At 66.8% G+C, this 15855-nt stretch carries 19 protein-coding genes; 9 read left to right on the top strand and 10 right to left on the bottom strand.

Going from position 1 to position 15855, the window contains the following annotated elements:
- The first annotated feature begins 175 nt into the window (after positions 1 to 175).
- Complete coding sequence (locus AC4D2O_RS14395; RefSeq protein ID WP_490908024.1) at positions 176 to 676, top strand: tetratricopeptide repeat protein; 501 nt, start codon at positions 176 to 178, stop codon at positions 674 to 676.
- A 112-nt stretch (positions 677 to 788) separates the two neighbouring features.
- On the opposite strand, the gene AC4D2O_RS14390 is transcribed toward AC4D2O_RS14395, so the two are convergent.
- Positions 789 to 1382, bottom strand: coding sequence for an SGNH/GDSL hydrolase family protein (locus tag AC4D2O_RS14390; protein ID WP_490908023.1), 594 nt, complete (start codon positions 1380 to 1382; stop codon positions 789 to 791).
- A 91-nt stretch (positions 1383 to 1473) separates the two neighbouring features.
- Here AC4D2O_RS14390 and AC4D2O_RS14385 point away from each other — a divergent pair, with 91 nt between their 5' ends.
- The 6 genes from AC4D2O_RS14385 (at position 1474) to AC4D2O_RS14360 (ending at position 5626) form a co-directional block, all read left to right on the top strand.
- On the top strand, positions 1474 to 2055 hold the full coding sequence (locus AC4D2O_RS14385) for an NUDIX hydrolase (RefSeq protein WP_490908022.1): 582 nt from the start codon (positions 1474 to 1476) through the stop codon (positions 2053 to 2055).
- Positions 2056 to 2156: 101 nt separating this feature from the next.
- Positions 2157 to 2696, top strand: coding sequence for a putative immunity protein (locus AC4D2O_RS14380; RefSeq protein WP_490908021.1), 540 nt, complete (start codon positions 2157 to 2159; stop codon positions 2694 to 2696).
- A 132-nt stretch (positions 2697 to 2828) separates the two neighbouring features.
- Positions 2829 to 3785 carry a hypothetical protein gene (locus AC4D2O_RS14375; protein WP_490908020.1) on the top strand — a complete coding sequence of 319 codons (957 nt, stop codon included), beginning with the start codon at positions 2829 to 2831 and terminating at the stop codon, positions 3783 to 3785.
- 43 nt (positions 3786 to 3828) lie between these two features.
- Positions 3829 to 4416 carry a DUF7010 family protein gene (locus AC4D2O_RS14370; protein ID WP_490908019.1) on the top strand — a complete coding sequence of 196 codons (588 nt, stop codon included), beginning with the start codon at positions 3829 to 3831 and terminating at the stop codon, positions 4414 to 4416.
- Between the two features lie 174 nt (positions 4417 to 4590).
- Positions 4591 to 5088, top strand: a complete 498-nt coding sequence (locus tag AC4D2O_RS14365) for a tetratricopeptide repeat protein (RefSeq protein WP_490908018.1) — start codon at positions 4591 to 4593, stop codon at positions 5086 to 5088.
- A gap of 76 nt (positions 5089 to 5164) precedes the next feature.
- Complete coding sequence (locus tag AC4D2O_RS14360) at positions 5165 to 5626, top strand: GNAT family N-acetyltransferase (protein ID WP_490908017.1); 462 nt, start codon at positions 5165 to 5167, stop codon at positions 5624 to 5626.
- A 69-nt stretch (positions 5627 to 5695) separates the two neighbouring features.
- On the opposite strand, the gene AC4D2O_RS14355 is transcribed toward AC4D2O_RS14360, so the two are convergent.
- On the bottom strand, positions 5696 to 6283 hold the full coding sequence (locus tag AC4D2O_RS14355; protein ID WP_490908016.1) for a dihydrofolate reductase family protein: 588 nt from the start codon (positions 6281 to 6283) through the stop codon (positions 5696 to 5698).
- A gap of 184 nt (positions 6284 to 6467) precedes the next feature.
- Entirely contained in the window at positions 6468 to 7385 is a 918-nt protein-coding gene (locus AC4D2O_RS14350; protein ID WP_490908015.1) for a MerR family transcriptional regulator, read from the bottom strand.
- Positions 7386 to 7667: 282 nt separating this feature from the next.
- Between AC4D2O_RS14350 and AC4D2O_RS14345 the strand changes: the two genes are divergently transcribed.
- Positions 7668 to 8504: an alpha/beta fold hydrolase gene (locus AC4D2O_RS14345; protein WP_490908014.1), complete on the top strand. Its 837-nt coding sequence runs from the start codon at positions 7668 to 7670 to the stop codon at positions 8502 to 8504.
- A 135-nt stretch (positions 8505 to 8639) separates the two neighbouring features.
- Here AC4D2O_RS14345 and AC4D2O_RS14340 read toward each other — a convergent pair whose 3' ends face one another.
- Positions 8640 to 9227 (bottom strand): NAD(P)H-dependent oxidoreductase, encoded by a 588-nt coding sequence (locus tag AC4D2O_RS14340; RefSeq protein WP_490908013.1) that lies wholly within the window; start codon positions 9225 to 9227, stop codon positions 8640 to 8642.
- 107 nt (positions 9228 to 9334) lie between these two features.
- On the opposite strand from AC4D2O_RS14340, the gene AC4D2O_RS14335 reads away from it, so the two are divergent.
- Positions 9335 to 9628: a hypothetical protein gene (locus tag AC4D2O_RS14335; RefSeq protein ID WP_490908012.1), complete on the top strand. Its 294-nt coding sequence runs from the start codon at positions 9335 to 9337 to the stop codon at positions 9626 to 9628.
- 40 nt (positions 9629 to 9668) lie between these two features.
- On the opposite strand, the gene AC4D2O_RS14330 is transcribed toward AC4D2O_RS14335, so the two are convergent.
- From AC4D2O_RS14330 to mihF, 6 genes are all read right to left on the bottom strand, one after another.
- On the bottom strand, positions 9669 to 11855 hold the full coding sequence (locus AC4D2O_RS14330; protein ID WP_490908011.1) for a primosomal protein N': 2187 nt from the start codon (positions 11853 to 11855) through the stop codon (positions 9669 to 9671).
- A gap of 45 nt (positions 11856 to 11900) precedes the next feature.
- Complete coding sequence (gene metK, locus AC4D2O_RS14325) at positions 11901 to 13112, bottom strand: methionine adenosyltransferase (RefSeq protein WP_490908010.1); 1212 nt, start codon at positions 13110 to 13112, stop codon at positions 11901 to 11903.
- Positions 13113 to 13207: 95 nt separating this feature from the next.
- Positions 13208 to 14440: a bifunctional phosphopantothenoylcysteine decarboxylase/phosphopantothenate--cysteine ligase CoaBC gene (gene coaBC, locus AC4D2O_RS14320; RefSeq protein ID WP_490908009.1), complete on the bottom strand. Its 1233-nt coding sequence runs from the start codon at positions 14438 to 14440 to the stop codon at positions 13208 to 13210.
- Positions 14441 to 14471: 31 nt separating this feature from the next.
- Complete coding sequence (gene rpoZ / locus AC4D2O_RS14315; protein WP_334210087.1) at positions 14472 to 14732, bottom strand: DNA-directed RNA polymerase subunit omega; 261 nt, start codon at positions 14730 to 14732, stop codon at positions 14472 to 14474.
- Positions 14733 to 14775: 43 nt separating this feature from the next.
- Positions 14776 to 15345: a guanylate kinase gene (gene gmk, locus AC4D2O_RS14310; protein ID WP_490908008.1), complete on the bottom strand. Its 570-nt coding sequence runs from the start codon at positions 15343 to 15345 to the stop codon at positions 14776 to 14778.
- A gap of 10 nt (positions 15346 to 15355) precedes the next feature.
- Complete coding sequence (mihF, locus tag AC4D2O_RS14305; protein ID WP_104050637.1) at positions 15356 to 15694, bottom strand: integration host factor, actinobacterial type; 339 nt, start codon at positions 15692 to 15694, stop codon at positions 15356 to 15358.
- Between the last annotated feature and the right edge of the window lie 161 nt (positions 15695 to 15855).

Raw genomic sequence — 15855 nt, 5'->3', positions numbered from 1 at the left:
GCGGTCGCGGAGCTGGACGTCCACAAGGGCGCCATGGACTAGAAGGTCGGCTTGGGAACGACGCCGCTGACCACGTCTTTTCGGCATAGCGACACCGTAGTGCCGCTGTGAAGGACCGCCCCGTAGCAGGATCTGCCTGCGAGCGCTGAAGTGCTTCACGTGCGAGGGTGTCGCCATGACTCTGAACGATGAGCTCGACCTGATCGTCGAGCGCCGCGACCGCGATGACATGCAACCGACCATCGATGCTTTGCTGCCGTTGTACGCGGCGCATCCTGAGAACGCGCGGGTGCTCTATGAAGTCGGCGGTGCTTACGACACTGCGGGACAGGAAGACATCGCGAGAGGCTTTTATGAGGAGGCTCTTGCTGCCGGGCTCGAAGGTGACTTGTTGCGCCGATGCTATCTCCAGTACGGGTCGACACTGAGGAACCTGGGCGCGTATGACAAGTCGTTGGAGGTCTTCCGAGCAGCTCGTACTGCGTTTCCTGACTCGCTGGCACTCGGCGCATTCGAAGCCATCACCCTGCATGCAGCGGGCCGATCAGACGAATCGGTCGCGTCCTTGCTTGACCTGGTGGTGAGCTTCGCCAGCACTCCCGACATCGAGCGATACAAGCCGGCGCTCAGCGGCAATGCGGCCTACATCCGCACACTGGCAGGCCAACTCGAGTGAACGGCTGTCTCCGCCAGGGACTCCCGTGCGCTGATGGACCCGACGCTACCTGTGCCTCGCCGCGCTCCTACCCACAGCTAGCGACCAGATCCTCGGCCCGCTAGCCGATCCTTCAGTGGGAGGATTTGGCTTGTTGGACGTAGGGCGACAGAGCGGCTGTCATGACGGCGGCCAGGACGGCGTGCCCTTGATCGTTGGGGTGAAGCTGGCCCTCTTCGGGGCAGAGGTACGGCAGGTAATCCCTTCCGAAAACGCCCCGTTGCCCTTTGATGAACGGCAATCCAGCTTCCAGTGCACATTCACCGTGCAGGTCGAAGATGCGCCGGCCCTTCGGCGGTTCCTGAAGCGTGGAGGGCCAGTACGGCTCCGCGACGAGCACCTGGGACTCCGGCAAGGCATCCCGCAGCGTGATCATGTCCTGCATCATCACGCGGCGAAGTTCATTCTCCCGATCGGGGATGCACTCGTAGTCGTTCTGCCCCAAGGCAATCAGGGCTATCTGAGGCTGCACGTCGATAACCATCTGCAACGGATGCAGGGGGAACGCGTCGGTATCGCGTCTACGGACGAAGCCCAGACCGTCCACCGAGAAGTTGTGCTCCTCCAGGTTGAGATTGGCACACGTGATGCTCGTCCAACGCCTACTGCGGTTCGAAATCCCTCGCCAGCCCGTGCCGATGCTGTCTCCGTAGATCCCCAACTTCATAGTCACAGGCTCACGGTAGCAATGCCCCAGTCGTTCCTCGGGCTCTTCGAAGGATCTTCGACCGGCAGCATGGCTGGCCTAGATTGATCTAATGAGTGCAGATCTGGCAGGAATTGTCTTGGCCGAGGTGGAAGCAGCTCGAACTCGTGAAGCTGACCCTGTGCAGCAGGCCACCCTGCAACGGGTGTCGCTGCACCTCGAGGAGCACGGGGCTGCTGCACTTGCGAAGGCCCGTCACCCGGTCCACCTGACTGCCAGTTGCTTCGTCTTCGAGGAAGGGCTCGAACACACCCTCCTGAGTTTCCATCGCAAGGGCCAGTTCTGGGTTCAGCTGGGTGGTCATATCGAGGTCGACGACCTGTCCCTCCGCGGTGCCGCCCAACGTGAATTGCGCGAAGAATCCGGTATATGTGCCGGCGTGCAGCTGTCCGCCCTTCCACTTGATGCAGACATTCACGATGTCTCCTCAGCCTTCGGAGCTTGTAGGACTCACCTCGATCTGGCATTCGCGGCTGTGGTGCAACGAGGCACGGTAACCGCGCGGAGCGAGGAAAGCGAAGACCTGGGGTGGCATCCCCTCGATGGCCTACCGTCGGGGTCTGTGGCTGGGCTCGCCGAACGTGCTGGACGCATCCGGCGTCAGCTCATGGTCCATAAGTACCACCGGGCTTAGGACCGGCACGGCCCAGGCATCCGATCCGGCACCCTCTACCGCGCGTACAGGCAGGGTGGTGTGTTGCCGTCCGGGTCGGGTGGGGAGTAAGAAACAGTCTTATGATCCTTCCTGCTGTTCGCGATCCTCGTCTCGTGTCCATCCGGCGCGGCGGGCTGCTGGCAGAAGCTGATCATCAGCTCCTGGCATTGTGGGCGGCCACCTGCGCCGAGCACGTTCTAGGGATGTTCGAGAATTCTTGTCCTGCGGATGACCGGCCTCGCGCGGCAATCGAAGCGGCGCGAGCCTGGACGCGTGGCGAAGTGAAGATGATGGTCACCCGGGCAATCGGAGGACACGCGATGGGCGCTGCGCGTCCTTTGCGTGGTGCTCCACGGTTTGCGGCGTACGCCGCCGGCCAGGCGGCCTGTGTCGCGCATGTTCCCGAACACGACCTAGGAGCGGCCGCTTATGCCATCAAGGCTGCTGCAGCTGCAGCACCCCGCGATCAGGAACGGGACGCCGCGCGTGCTGAGCGCGACTGGCAGCGTCAGCAGATTCCCGGCCACCTCCACCCCCTTGTCCTCGAGGACCAAAGCCGCAGGAACAGCATCTGCTGGTCCGTCTTCGAGGACGAAACTCCGCTGAGGAGCAGTCCGTGACCCAACGCCCTGCGGGTACGACCATCAGTGTCTGCGGCAGACGCGGTCGAAGCTCCCGTCCTTTCGATCCATGGCGTCGGTCGGAGGGGCTGACGCGATTTCTCACCGGGCGAATGTCGCTGAGCGTCCTGCGTGCCGGGTCTTCAGGAAGGCGATGAGCCCTGTCAGGAGGAAAGCGGGTATGCCGATGACGCTGAGCAGGATCAAGGTTTCGAGACAGGACCCGGCTCGCTTGGCGACGGCTTCCGGTCCGATAACAAACCTGTGCCCGCTCTCGACGCGGCTTGTCATCCCGGGCAGGGTGAAGACATGCGCGCGATGCGACCGACGGGCGAGTTCCCGATTTCCGGCCAGATGCTACTCGGCGCCATGACCATGTCGATGCTGCTGAGCGGATGCGCCGGCGCCCCTGGCGGTGATACATACGGCAGGGAGGCTGCCGAGGTCGTCGAAGGTTACAACTGTCTCGCCCCGAATCTCAGCGAGTGGGCGCAGCCTGCCGACGCGTTCGGTTCTCCCGATCCCCAGCATTCGAATGCGCCGGATGCCGGCCGGGTACCCGTCGGTTTCACTCCGGCCGCGGCTGTTCGCTGTGATCAAACGGGCAGTATTGAGGACGCCGAGGGGCGATGGAGCGGCGTCACCGCTGTCACTCTCACCGGTGACCTGACACCACTTCTGGCGTCCTTGGCCGAGCCGGATGATGCGGTTGGAGGTGGGCCATGTACAGCGGACATGGAGATCGTGTCGCCGTTATGGCTCGTTGATGCGACCGGCCGTGCGATCCTCGCGCACTACCCCCGGGACACGTGCGCAAAGACGAAGCCTGGTGTGCACGCCGCTCTCGCCGAGTTGTCCGTCGAAAAAACGACGGTACTGAAGCGAATCCTGGACACACCGCGGGCTGCACTGGCAAGTGGATGTGCAGCTACGCGGGCTCTTCCCATCAAGGCAGACACACCGCAGTCGATCCCGTCGGCGGATTCCTCCTCAGGCGTCATCGGGGCGTTGCCGGCTTTACCTGCACCCCTAGCCGACAGCGTACTGGCCGACATGACAGACCTGCTCACCACACGAACCAGCCCGTGACCGCCATCCGACCGCCGAGAACCTCATCGAACAGGACGACACCATGGTGACCGCCGACAGCACGGCCGACGCATCGACGAACGCCGCTCCTCCGCGGTTCGCGGATCCACGACGGACGGGAACCTTGATCGGGCTGGTCGGTGCGTGCGTTTTCGTCTTCTCCTATACGCCCGGGTTCACGGACGTGCTGTCCGTCGCAGCGCGCATCCTTGTCATCGCTGCCGTCAGTGCGACCCTCTGGTTTCTCTTCGTCGCACCCCGCTTCCTCGGCCGCTTCACACCCCCGCGCACGTGGCATATCGGCGTATACGTCCTCTGCGTCGTCGCGGAGTTCGCGCTGATCGCGGCTGGTGCCCGGTGGCTTGAATCCCTCGGGAGACCAGAGCTCCGGCCTGCGTTGATCGCTCTAGTTGTGGGTCTGCATTTCCTCCCGTTCGCCTGGGCCTTCAAGGAGCGGATGTTCTACACGCTAGGCGGAACGATCATCCTTCTCGGTGCTGCGGGCCTGCTCATCGCCACCCCGACCAGCGCCCTCGGAGCAGCCGTTGGATCAGGGGTGGCCATGTCGTTCATCCTGCTCACCTACAGCCTGGGCCTCTTCGCTTCCCGTCGAGAGAGTGCAAGCCCCTGACGACTACGGCAGGAGGCTCGAGCGCGGCAGCACACGAGCGCCGGCGAGCTGGTCGGGTACGTCGATCTTCATGGCTCGAACCTGGGCGTTCCTGGGCGAGGACAGTCCCTACCTGCAATTCAGTATCAGCCGCCCAGCATGGGTGCATGAGGGTGACCGTGCCAAGCTGATGAGATGGCAGATACAGCGTGGCAGCAGAAGATCGATCGCTTCTATGAGCAGGACTTCGACGACGACGACCCGCTGGGTTCCCTGACGAGGATGCGCGAAATCCTTTCCGAGCGCCTTGAGGGGGACCCGGAAGCCATATTCGAGTTGGCCGGCGTGCACGATGCCCTGGGACTCGAGGACGACGCGATCCCGCTGTACAGGCGAGCCATTGAAGCAGGGCTGGAAGGGACGAGCGCCCTGCGCGCGTCCATCCAACTGGCGAGCACTCTACGTAACGTCGGCCGGTCGACCGAGGCCGTGTCGATCCTTGAGTCCATGCCGGACGCCGGTGTCGACGAAGGGGCGCGCAAAGCCTTCCTCGCTCTGGCGCTGCATGACGAAGGTAGGCACGGGGAGGCTCTGAAGACGGCGCTGCTGGCCCTCATTCCGACGCTCAATGGTTACCAGCGATCCCTCCGCGCCTATGCAGCAGAACTGCCGAACCCTGCCGGCAAGCCCTGACCCCCCCCGACAGAGGTGTTGCACCGACCACCGCCCGGAAACGTTCATGAAATAGGGGGCCACTATCCTCCTGCCCATGACCTGCACCATTCAACTCGCCGACTTCGAGGATCCCGCCCTCGAGGCCTTCCTGCGTGCCCACTTGGCGGACATGGCACCGCAGTCCCCGAAGGAGAGCCAGCACGCGCTGGACATGGCGGCCCTGCGGCAGCCGGGTGTCAGGCTTTGGGTCTCCTGGCACGAACGACGCATTGCGGGCACGTGTGCACTAGCGGTGCTGGAGCCAGGGCACGAGGAGCTCAAGAGCATGCGGACGGAACCCGAGTTGCGGGGGCGGGGAATAGCGTCCGAGTTGCTGGATCATGTGCTCGCGGATGCCCGAGCACGTCACGTCACGCGCATCTCCCTGGAGACCGGAAGCATGGAGTTCTTCGCGCCCGCCCGAGCACTCTATGTCAGGCACGGCTTCCATCCGTGCCCACCCTTTGGCTCCTACAAGGAAGATCCACACAGCTCATACATGACGCGCGCAGTATAGACCCCTGGCCATCCAGCTCAGGCATGAAAACATCTACCAGCCGTGACTGGCCCTGATCCTCGCGGCCCCCTAAGCGCGTACGGGGTTCGGTCGAGGATCGCGTTTCGGGTGGTATGTCCGGCCGAAGCTGCGCTCGGCGCCGTCGTATGTCTCCGCAAGTTCCCAGTGGTATCGGTGGCCGCCCGGTACATCGAAGATGCGGATGCCGTCGCCCAGAAATACAGGGGCGACGAAGACCTGCAACTCATCGATCAGGTCATGCTCGAGAGCCTGGCGGGCGATGTCCGCGCTGATGATCTGTATGTCCCGATCACCGGCGATCTGCTGAGCACATTCGATTGCCTCAACTATTCCGCAATTCATCGCGACGATCGAATGATCGTCGGATATCTCGTGGGGCCGGTGAGTGAGGATGATCTCGGTCCCTGACCAGGCGCCGCCGTACGCCTCGGATGTCATCTCGTCCCGCTCGCCGCGTTGGGCTTGTGCGGCGTCGTAGCCGTTTCTGCCGGCGATGATGACGGCGACCTTCCCTGCCAGTCGCTCGGTGAAACCATCGGCTGTCGGCTCTGCAGCAGCCAACCAGCTCATGTCATGATCAGGTCCAGCGATGAAGCCGTCCAGTGAACACGTGAAACCCCAAGCGACTTTGCCCATGATCATCCTCATCGGTATCGGCAACCACTGAGTCGATGCTACCCACCCCGTGATTCGAAGCGGAATGGATGGACCGACAGCGAGGCTCCAGCGGTACCAGTGCTCCATGGACTTCCCCTGATGTGTCGTGAGGTATGGCGCGGGGAATGTGTTCTTCAGCCTGTGTACACCTCGACCTTGGTTGTCATCCACCTGGGAGGAGGTGCTGTGTGTCGGTCCCCACTGGAGGCTGTACATCGAAAATGCTGACCGGCGAGCTGCCGCCGAGCAGCGAAGGGCCGTGCACGACCTGCCGTGCGGTGGGATGGATGGCGGTGAGCCCATGTCGCTCGAGATGGTCATGAAAAGCGAGGGCCTGCAGATAATCGCGGGCGGCTTCTTCAACACCGCCTGGCTCGCTCGGGCGGTCGTTGGTGAAAGTGATTTCGATGCGCCGGGGTAGCGTGTCGTTGGCCACGGTGACCGGCTGCCCGGTCCGTGCGAGCACGTGCGCCGCGATGGCATCGCGGCTTCGCTGGGTCGGGCACAGGGAGGTGGGGCGGGCGATGAGCATCTGGTTCATGCCGCTTCTGGATGCATTGGGGACAGCTGTCCAGACTGTTCCGGCCGGATCCTCGCCGAGCTCCGAGAGCACCTCCACGAAGGCCTGATCGATGGCGGGGACATTCGTCGCCAGTGTGGTGAATGCTTCGGCTCGGCCTTCGAGGTCCAGAGGAATTCCGAGGTCGATGATGACGCCCACCCAGTCCACGGGTGGAACAGGATCGCTGTGAGCGAGGAAGCTCCCGGGGACGAACGCAGCAATGCGCTCGGCGACGCCGAGGTAGAAATCCTCCAGTGCACGCCGCAGTGCAAGCGTTTCCCGCCAACCCTGGAAGTCGAAGGCCTGCGCGGTCGCCAACTCCGTCAACGGAACCTGCGCACGCCGTAGCAGATCGAGGGTGATGCCATGCCTGATCTGCGTGTGGTCATAGGCGCGGTAGCCGGTGAGCGGGTCCACCGAGACCGGCAGAAGGATCCCGCGTTCCCCGTAAAGGCGCAGCGCCTTGGCCGTCAGTCCGGTGACCGCCTCGAATTGTCCAGCAGCCAGTGCATCCCTCATTGCCTTCCCTCCCTCGGCTCATCGAATCGATATCAGCATGGACGGCGTCCTTGGGGCGAGGTCAAATGCGGCTGCGCGAGCCCCGCACCGCTGTCGACGTTACGGCGCACACAATGACCAGCTCGAGGGACCACGAAGTCGGCGTCCCGTGCAGCGGGCCGAGGACCACAGCTGGGCACGGAAGTGCCACTGGCCCCGTCCGTTCAAGGATCAGCTTACGGATGGACTGCAGGGACGAGTGATCTCTGTCATGGGACGCGGGTTTGAAGTAGGTTCGGGCCTATGGACGCTCAGCAACTCATGGTTACGCTCTCCGATGGCAGTCAGCTCGCCGTGACGAGATGGCCCGGGCAGGGGCCAGCGGTGGTCTTCCTGCACGCTGGTGTCGCCGACCGGCGGTCCTGGGTCGCGGTTGCGGAGGCGCTCCACCGCGATGGCTCTGATCTGATCGCGTATGACAGGCGAGGTTACGGAGACACTCCGGCCGCTGCGGAGGCATCCTCGTTCACGCACGTCGATGACCTGCTTCAGGCCATCGACGAACTTGGCCTCGACAGGGTTCTGCTCGTCGGCAATTCGATGGGCGGGGCACTGGCGCTCGATACGGCTCTGCTGCGTCCTGATCGGGTCAGCGGGCTCGTGCTCATCGGTGCTGCGGTATCAGGGATGACCGATGAGGACACGCCGTTCGATTGGCAGCCGGACGAGGCCTCTGCTGCTCTGATGAGACGGGCAGATGACCCGAACGTACCGGACGACGACAGGGTCCGGGCGCTTGCGCACCTGTGGTTGGAGGGCCCGGAATCAACGGAAGGCCGGGTCGCAGGTGAGGCGCGGGAGATGTTCGAGTCGATGAACCGGAGGATTCTCGCGATCGCTGCCCCCGATTCTGCCGGCGATGCCGGTGTTGATGCCTGGACCCGGCTCGGTGACATGAGCGTGCCGGTGCTGTGCACCTGGGGTGAGCTCGATGTACCCTGCGACGTGCCGTTCTATGAAGAGACCGCACGCCGTATAGGACAGGGGTCAGTACGCGTCCTCCCGGGCGCGGCGCATCTGCCGGGCCTCGAACAACCCGCACTCGTCGCAGAGCTGATCCGAAACGCCGCTCACCACTGAGGCATCGGCGTGCCGGCCTGTGGAGTGCGTAGTACCACCTGAGGGATATCCGATCTTGTTGCCCGCGAGGAACGCCTTGTGGGCCGGATTCGGGGCGTGGTACGCGTCGTTTTGCAGATCGCGGGATTCGCGTTCCTATTCGCTGATTGCCTGGCTGACGGCGTTGATGGCACTGAGGATGACGTGCTCACGGGCGCCGGCGTCGTCCCGCTCGGACTCATACACGAATGCCGTGACGCCGCGCCGGCTGCCGCAGTAGTCGATGATGCCGTGCTCGATCTGGGTCCGCAGCGCATGCTCGTACCCGTGCCGGTCGTACACGCCGGCGTCATCACCGGCGATGGGCACCAAATGTGTTGTCAGGCGCCCGAGGTTGCGGTTCATCCCACCCTCGGCGGCGATGTCGAACGCCCAACCATTGACGAACACGCGGTCGACCCACCCCTTGAGCAAGGCCGGCATCGACCACCAATAAACGGGGAACACCAGCACGAGATGGGCGGCCCTGTCGAGCCTGAGTTGCTCCACGGCGACGTCGGGGGCGAAATCGTCCCCGACCCGGTAGGTGTGCCGATCGGCGAGGGTGAACCTCGGATCGAAGCCCTCTGCTGCCAGATCAGCGAGCTCCACGGTCCCGGGCTGCAACACTCGCTCGAGCCGACGCGCTATGTCATGGGTCAGCGAGTTCCGGTCAGGGTGGGCGGTAACGATGAGTGTCTTCACGCTCAATCATGACCACAGCTCGCTGTTCATCATCGCTATCGCCCCGGGCGCGTTGCATCGGGATGCTTTCCGCCTAGACTGGCCACACCACGAGCCAGGAGGCCAGCATGGACGTCAGCGAGACTTCAGGCTGTGGGGCACCGCCCATCCGCTTGATGGCCGTGAGCCCCGCCGGCAGTGACCTTGCCACGTGGATTCCGACGGACGGACCCCACACGGACGAACCCGGTGAGGCAGGTATCGATGCCGGTCCTTTCACCGCCGATGTATCCGATGCTCCTGACTTCGAGAAGAACCTCGCCGTGCTGCGGGCCGGGGACTCGGGGCAGACATCCACCGCAACAGCCGAGCCGGCGCTGGGCCCCCAAGCCCTCGGAGCTGACGGCGCTGACGGCGAGTGACACCACCCCGAGGGAGCGTCGAACCGCCGGCCGAGACGGGTCAGAGCACGTCGAGGGCGTCGAGACGGATGTGCACCGGCTCTCCCGTCCGCCGGGCCGACAGGGCGGCGCGGCGTGCTCGTAGCTGGGCGGTGACGCCGGCAGCTGCCCGATAGGGGAAGAACAGCAGCACGCGGTGGCTCCCCTGGCCCGCGAGGGTATCCGGCGGCCCTGTCGGTGCTGCGCCCTTCACCGCCGCGGCAGCACTACGCGCGGCGAGCATCGCCTCGCGCCGTACGTCGGGCGGCACCGGGGCCGGGCCGACGACGCGCACCGAGCCCTCCGTCTGCACGCCCTCGAGGAAGTGGGTGAGGGCCTCGCGGGTCCCGGTGAGCACCGCGTAGCGCACGGCGGGCGGCAGGCCGAGTTCCTGCCGCTCGGCGAGTTCCCGTGACGCGGCGCCGGCTGGGTCCCACCGCACGAGGTGGCCCACCGCGACGTCGTCGTCGCCGGTGATCACCACCGTGCCGCCCGCCGCGGAGGGGCGCGCGAGGATCGCCGCCGAGAACCAGCGCCGGAGGGCGTCCTCACCCGCGCGCAGCGACTCCCTGCTCAGCAGCGCATTGCCGTCGAGGAGGATGACCGCAGCGTATCCTCCGGGAGCCACCGGTTCCGCGCCCGGCGTTGCGACGACGACCGCGGGTGCATCCCGCACGGCGTCGACGATGTGCTCCCCCGCCGAGGAGATGACGGGCACTCCCGGAAAAGCCCTGCCCAGTTCCTCGGCCGTGCGTGTGGCACCCGCGACCGTGGCGCGGATGCGGGTTCCCCCGCACTCGGCGCAGGACCAGGAGGTCTCGGGGCGCCCGCACCACCGGCATGCGAGCGGCGCCGACCGGCCCGCCTGCGCGAGCGGCCCGGCGCAGGCCGAGCACCGCGCCGGGTGGCGGCACCGGTCGCACGCCAGCGCCGGCGAGAACCCCGTGCGCGCGACCTGCAGCAGCACGGGGCCGTGCTTCAGGCCCGCCTGTGCTGCGGCCCAGGCCGCGTGCGGGATCCGGGCCTGCGCGGCCAGGGGGTCCCGCTCCATCTGGTAGGCGTCTGCAGCATGGACGACGCGCGGCGTGGCCCGGCGGACCTCTGCGCGGTCGGCCTGGATGGCGCGCGCCCAGCCCGTGTCGACGAGGCGCTGCGCCTCCGTGGTCCGCCCGACGGAGGAGAGCAGCATCGCCGTGCCCTCGTGCTCGGCGCGCAGCAGCAGGACGTCCCGGACGTGCTGGTAGGGAGCGCGCTGTTCGACGTGCTGGTCGTCGCCGTCGTCCCACAGGCACACGAGCCCGAGGTTCCGCACCGGAGCATAGGCCGCGGACCGGGTACCGACGGCGACGGTCGCGGTCCCGTGGAGGATACGCAGGAAGTTCCGGTACCGCGGCGTCGCGCCGTCTTCACCGGTAAGCCGTGCGACGGCGGGGGCGCCCAGCCGGGCGACGAGCGCCGCTTCCACGCGCGCAAGATCGCGCTGGTCGGGGACGACGACGACGGAGCCCCGCCCGGAGGCCGCCGTGGCCGTCACGGCGTCGGCGATCTCCTCCGCCCAGGCAGTGGCGCCGTACCCCCCGAGGCTCGTCAGGACGGCGCGCGGTGACTCACCGGCCCGGAGGTGCTGCAGGTAGGTACGCCCGTTGAGGTAGCGGGAGAAGCTGCCGGAGGCACGGGGTTCCACGTACACGGGCAGCGACGGCTCCCCCTCCTCGGCGGGCGCGTCCGGCGCGCCGATCCCATCGGGGAACTCCGTCTCGACGCGGGCCATGCGCGGCGGGACGGCCGAGCGCAGCACGTCACTGACCGTGCCGACGGAACGCGCGGCGACAGCGGTCGCGAGGGCGAGGATCTCGGGCCGGAGCACCTGCTGCGGCGACACGACCTTGCCGAGCGGAAGAAGCGTCGCCGTCGTGCTGGCCTCGTCGACCCGTTCGGCGAGGAATGCGGCCTGCTCGCGTCCGGCGAACCGCACCTTCACCCGGACCCCCGGCTGGGCCTCCGCGTCCATCGCCGCGGGCACCGCGTAGTCGAAGAAACGGTCGAGGTGTGGCAGCTGGGCGTCGAGGATGACCCGCGCGACGGGCAGGGACGACGCCCGCTCGGGGTCGGCCTGCGGCAGTTTCGCGGGTCCGAACCCGTGCAGGAGCGACAGCTGGCCGTCCGTACCCGGGCTCGGCCGCGTTCCGGGCCGTGTCGTCTCGGTCATGATGCTGCAACGGGTGGCCCGTGCCGCCCGCCGTCCCCTCCCGCCTCAGGCGTTGAAGTAGCTCCGCAGCTTGTCCACACGGTCCGTTCGCTCCCAGGTGAAGCCGTCCTCCTCGCGGCCGAAGTGGCCGTGCGCGGCCGTCCGCTGGTAGATCGGACGCTTGAGGTCGAGCGCATTGATGATACCGAGGGGCCGCAGGTCGAAGATCTCACGGATCGCCCTGCCGATGGCCTGCGGGTCGACGGTCTCCGTGCCGAACGTCTCGACGTAGATGCCGACGGGCTGCGCCATGCCGATGGCGTAGGCGATCTGGATCTCGGCGCGGCGGGCGAGCCCTGCGGCGACGACGTTCTTGGCGACCCAGCGCATCGCGTACGCGGCGGACCTGTCCACCTTCGAGGGGTCCTTGCCGCTGAAGGCGCCGCCGCCGTGGCGGGCCATGCCGCCGTAGGTGTCGACGATGATCTTGCGTCCCGTGAGGCCGGCGTCGCCCACGGGCCCGCCGATGATGAAGGCGCCGCCCGGGTTGAGGATGTGCCGCACGCCGGTGGCGTCGAGCTCGGACTCGGCCAGCACCGGGGTGATGACGTGCTCCACGAGGTCCGCGCGGAGCTCGTGGAGGGAGACCTCGGCCGCGTGCTGCGACGAGATGACGACGGAGTCGATGGACACCGGCCGATCGCCGTCGTACCCGATGGTGACCTGGGTCTTGCCGTCGGGGCGCAGGTACGGGAGCGTGCCGTCCTTGCGGACCGTGGTGAGCCGTTCGGAGAGGCGGTGGGAGAGCCAGATGGGCGCCGGCATCAGCACCGAGGTCTCGTCGCTCGCATAGCCGAACATGATCCCCTGGTCCCCCGCGCCCTGCGCGTCGTACGGGTCCACGCCCGTGCCCTCGCGCGTCTCGAGGGAGGTGAAGACGCCGGAAGCGATCTCCGCGCTCTGCTGGCCGATGGACACGGAAACGCCGCAGCGGGCGCCGTCGAAGCCGTTGGCCGAGGAGTCGTAGCCGATGCCGAGGATGGTCTTTCGCACGATGTCGGGGATCTCCACGTACGCCTCGGTGGTGACCTCCCCCGCCACGTGCACGAGGCCCGTCGTGACCAGCGTCTCGACCGCGACGCGGGAATCGGGATCCTGCTCGAGGAGTCCGTCGAGGATCGCGTCACTGATCTGGTCGCAGATCTTGTCCGGATGACCCTCGGTGACCGACTCCGACGTGAAGAGGCGCAACGAGGACTCAGGGCTGGGAGAATTCACGTGCTCACTCTACTTGGTCGGACGGACGGTCCGGCTCGATGCCGGGTCCTGCGCCGCCATGGGACGTTCCCGCGCTGGGCCCTCCGCCGTGCGGCTCAGCGCGAGAGCAGGCCGGCCGCATGGCCGATGACCGCGTCCGCGACGACACGCTTCGACCCTCGCACGGGAGCCGATTCGCTGCCGTCGGCGCCGATGATGGTGACCTCGTTGGAGTCCTCCCCGAAGACCAGGTCCGATCCGACCACATTGAGGACGAGGAAGTCGCATCCCTTCCGCGCGAGCTTCGCACGGGCGTGGGTGAGGGGGTCGGCCGTCGCGTCGCCGGTCTCGGCGGCGAAACCGGCGATGACCAGCGGCCGGGCGTCGTCCGTGCCCGCGGGCACGGCGTCGCGGGTGAGCACCGCCTCACGGAGCACGTCGGGGTTGCGGACGAGCGTGAGCACGGGATCCGTCCCGTCGTCGTTCTTCTTGATCTTGGTGCCGATCACTTCGGCGGGACGGAAGTCCGCCACGGCCGCGGCCATGACGAGCACGTCCGTGCCGGGCAGCGCCGCGAGGACGGCGTCGCGCAGCTGGAGCGCGGACTCGACCCGCACGACGTCGCACCCGCGGGGCGGGGCGACCTCCGCGTGGGCGAGGACGAGGGTCACGTGCGCGCCCTGGGCGAGCGCGGCCTCGGCCAGCGCCATGCCCTGCTTACCGGAGGACCGGTTCCCGAGGAACCGCACGGGGTCGAGGGCTTCGCGGGTGCCGCCGACGGAGATGGTGACCCGCTTGCCGTGCAGTGCTCCGCCGGCATGGGCGGCGGCATGGGCGGCGAGGGCGGCGGCATGGATCTCGGCCGGCTCGGGCAGCCTGCCGGGCCCGGTGTCCGCACCCGTGAGCCGGCCGGACGCGGGTTCGATGACGGTGATTCCGCGCGAGCGGAGGGTCTGGACGTTCGCGCGGGTGGCGGCGTGCTGCCACATCTCGGTGTGCATGGCCGGAGCCATCACGACGGGCCCGCGGGCCATCAGCAGCGTGCCGGTGAGGAGGTCGTCGGCGAGGCCGGCGGCCGCGCGGGCGAGCACGTCGGCCGTGGCCGGCGCGATGACGATGAGATCCGCCTCGTGGCCCAGGCGCACATGGTTCACCTTGTCGACGTCGTCCCAGACGCTGTTGCTGACGGGATGGCCCGAGAGCGCCTCCCAGGTGGCCGTGCCGACGAAGCGCGTGGCGGCCTCCGTGGGGATGACGGTGACGTCATGGCCGGACTCCGTGAAAAGACGGAGGAGGGATGCTGCCTTGTAGGCCGCTATCCCTCCTCCGACACCAAGTACTATGCGCACCGGTTATCTGCCGCCTGCTGGATCGGTCGTGTTATTCGGACTGTTCGATGGGTGAGGAGACGAGCATGCCCTCGTTGATCTCGCGCAGGGCGATGGAGAGGGGCTTCTCGTTCAGCTTGGTGTCGACGAGGGGGCCGACGTACTCGAACAGGCCCTCGTGGAGCTGCGAGTAGTACGCGTTGATCTGGCGGGCGCGCTTGGCACCGTAGATCACGAGGGCGTACTTCGAGTCGGAGGCCTCCAGCAGAGAGTCGATCGGCGGGTTGATGATGCCTTCGGGCTGAGTTGACACAAATTCTCCAAAAAATAAGGCGGAACGGCTGGTGCGGGGCCTCTCAGCGCTGCAGCGGACGCAGTCCCATCAGTGATACGAGCTCGTCTGCCGCATGCTCCACGGAGTCGTTGACGACGGTGTGGTTGAATTCGGGCTCGGCGGCAAGTTCCAGTTTAGCGGTTTCCAGCCGTTGCTGCTGTTCCTCCAGTGTTTCGGTCCCGCGACCCACGAGTCGGCGCACCATCTCGTCCCAGGTGGGCGGAGCGAGGAACACGAAATTGGCCTCCGGCATGCTCTCCTTGACCTGGCGTGCGCCCTGCAGATCGATCTCGAGCAGGACGGTCCGCCCCTCGTCCATCGCGGCCTGGACGGTGCTGCGGAGCGTGCCGTACCGGTTGCGTCCATGGACCACGGCCCATTCCAGCAGCTGCCCGTCGGAGACGAGCCGGTCGAACTCCTCGGGCGAGACGAAGAAGTAGTGCACGCCGTCCACTTCGCCCGGGCGGGGAGGGCGCGTGGTCGCCGAGACGGAGAGCCACACCTCGGGGTAGTTGTCCCGGATGTACGTCGAGACTGTTCCCTTGCCGACCGCGGTGGGGCCGGCGAGGACTGTCAGCCGGGGCTGTGACACTACTGCTTCCTTACTTGCCGGCCGGGCCGGCGTGATGTTGTTCCAGGTACAGGACCAGGGCCTTGCGCTGATGGACGCCGAGGCCGCGGACACGGCGCGTGGCGGCGATGCCGACCTCGGTCATGATCGCCGCTGCGCGCACGTCGCCGACTCCGGGCAGGGCCTTGAGGAGATCCAGGACCTTGAGGCGGCCCACGGCGTCGTCGCCGTCCGGGTTGTCGATGACCTCGGCCACCGAAAGCTTACCGGTCTTCAGCCGGGACTTGATGTCCGCCCGCACCGCACGCGCCGCGGTCGCCTTCTCGCGCGCCGATGTTCGCTCGTCATCCGTCAATGGCTTCAGGCTCACGGGTGCTCCCTGCACTGGGCGGCACCACGGGTGGCGGCGACCGCTCGTCGTCTGGATCGGTCAAGGGTCTCCCCGGGGAGGGGGGTGGGGCTGGAACCGAACCTACCGGGCGCGGGCCTCCTAAATCAATGCACCTGGCACTGCACCTGGCACTGCATCCG

The sequence above is a fragment of the Arthrobacter sp. TJ-238 genome, from assembly GCF_058269215.1.
Note: the sequence above shows the minus strand (reverse complement) of the source record. Positions and strands in the feature narration are given on the sequence as shown.

Excerpts from the sequence above, each read along its gene's own strand:
- AC4D2O_RS14350 (WP_490908015.1), bottom strand. The coding sequence starts at position 7,385 with ATGAGGGATGCACTGGCTGCTGGACAATTCGAGGCGGTCACCGGACTG.
- AC4D2O_RS14335 (WP_490908012.1), top strand. The coding sequence starts at position 9,335 with ATGGACGTCAGCGAGACTTCAGGCTGTGGGGCACCGCCCATCCGCTTG.
- AC4D2O_RS14355 (WP_490908016.1), bottom strand. The coding sequence starts at position 6,283 with ATGGGCAAAGTCGCTTGGGGTTTCACGTGTTCACTGGACGGCTTCATC.
- AC4D2O_RS14380 (WP_490908021.1), top strand. The coding sequence starts at position 2,157 with ATGATCCTTCCTGCTGTTCGCGATCCTCGTCTCGTGTCCATCCGGCGC.
- AC4D2O_RS14385 (WP_490908022.1), top strand. The coding sequence starts at position 1,474 with ATGAGTGCAGATCTGGCAGGAATTGTCTTGGCCGAGGTGGAAGCAGCT.
- AC4D2O_RS14390 (WP_490908023.1), bottom strand. The coding sequence starts at position 1,382 with ATGAAGTTGGGGATCTACGGAGACAGCATCGGCACGGGCTGGCGAGGG.
- AC4D2O_RS14395 (WP_490908024.1), top strand. The coding sequence starts at position 176 with ATGACTCTGAACGATGAGCTCGACCTGATCGTCGAGCGCCGCGACCGC.
- AC4D2O_RS14365 (WP_490908018.1), top strand. The coding sequence starts at position 4,591 with ATGGCAGATACAGCGTGGCAGCAGAAGATCGATCGCTTCTATGAGCAG.
- AC4D2O_RS14360 (WP_490908017.1), top strand. The coding sequence starts at position 5,165 with ATGACCTGCACCATTCAACTCGCCGACTTCGAGGATCCCGCCCTCGAG.
- AC4D2O_RS14345 (WP_490908014.1), top strand. The coding sequence starts at position 7,668 with ATGGACGCTCAGCAACTCATGGTTACGCTCTCCGATGGCAGTCAGCTC.
- AC4D2O_RS14370 (WP_490908019.1), top strand. The coding sequence starts at position 3,829 with ATGGTGACCGCCGACAGCACGGCCGACGCATCGACGAACGCCGCTCCT.
- AC4D2O_RS14330 (WP_490908011.1), bottom strand. The coding sequence starts at position 11,855 with ATGACCGAGACGACACGGCCCGGAACGCGGCCGAGCCCGGGTACGGAC.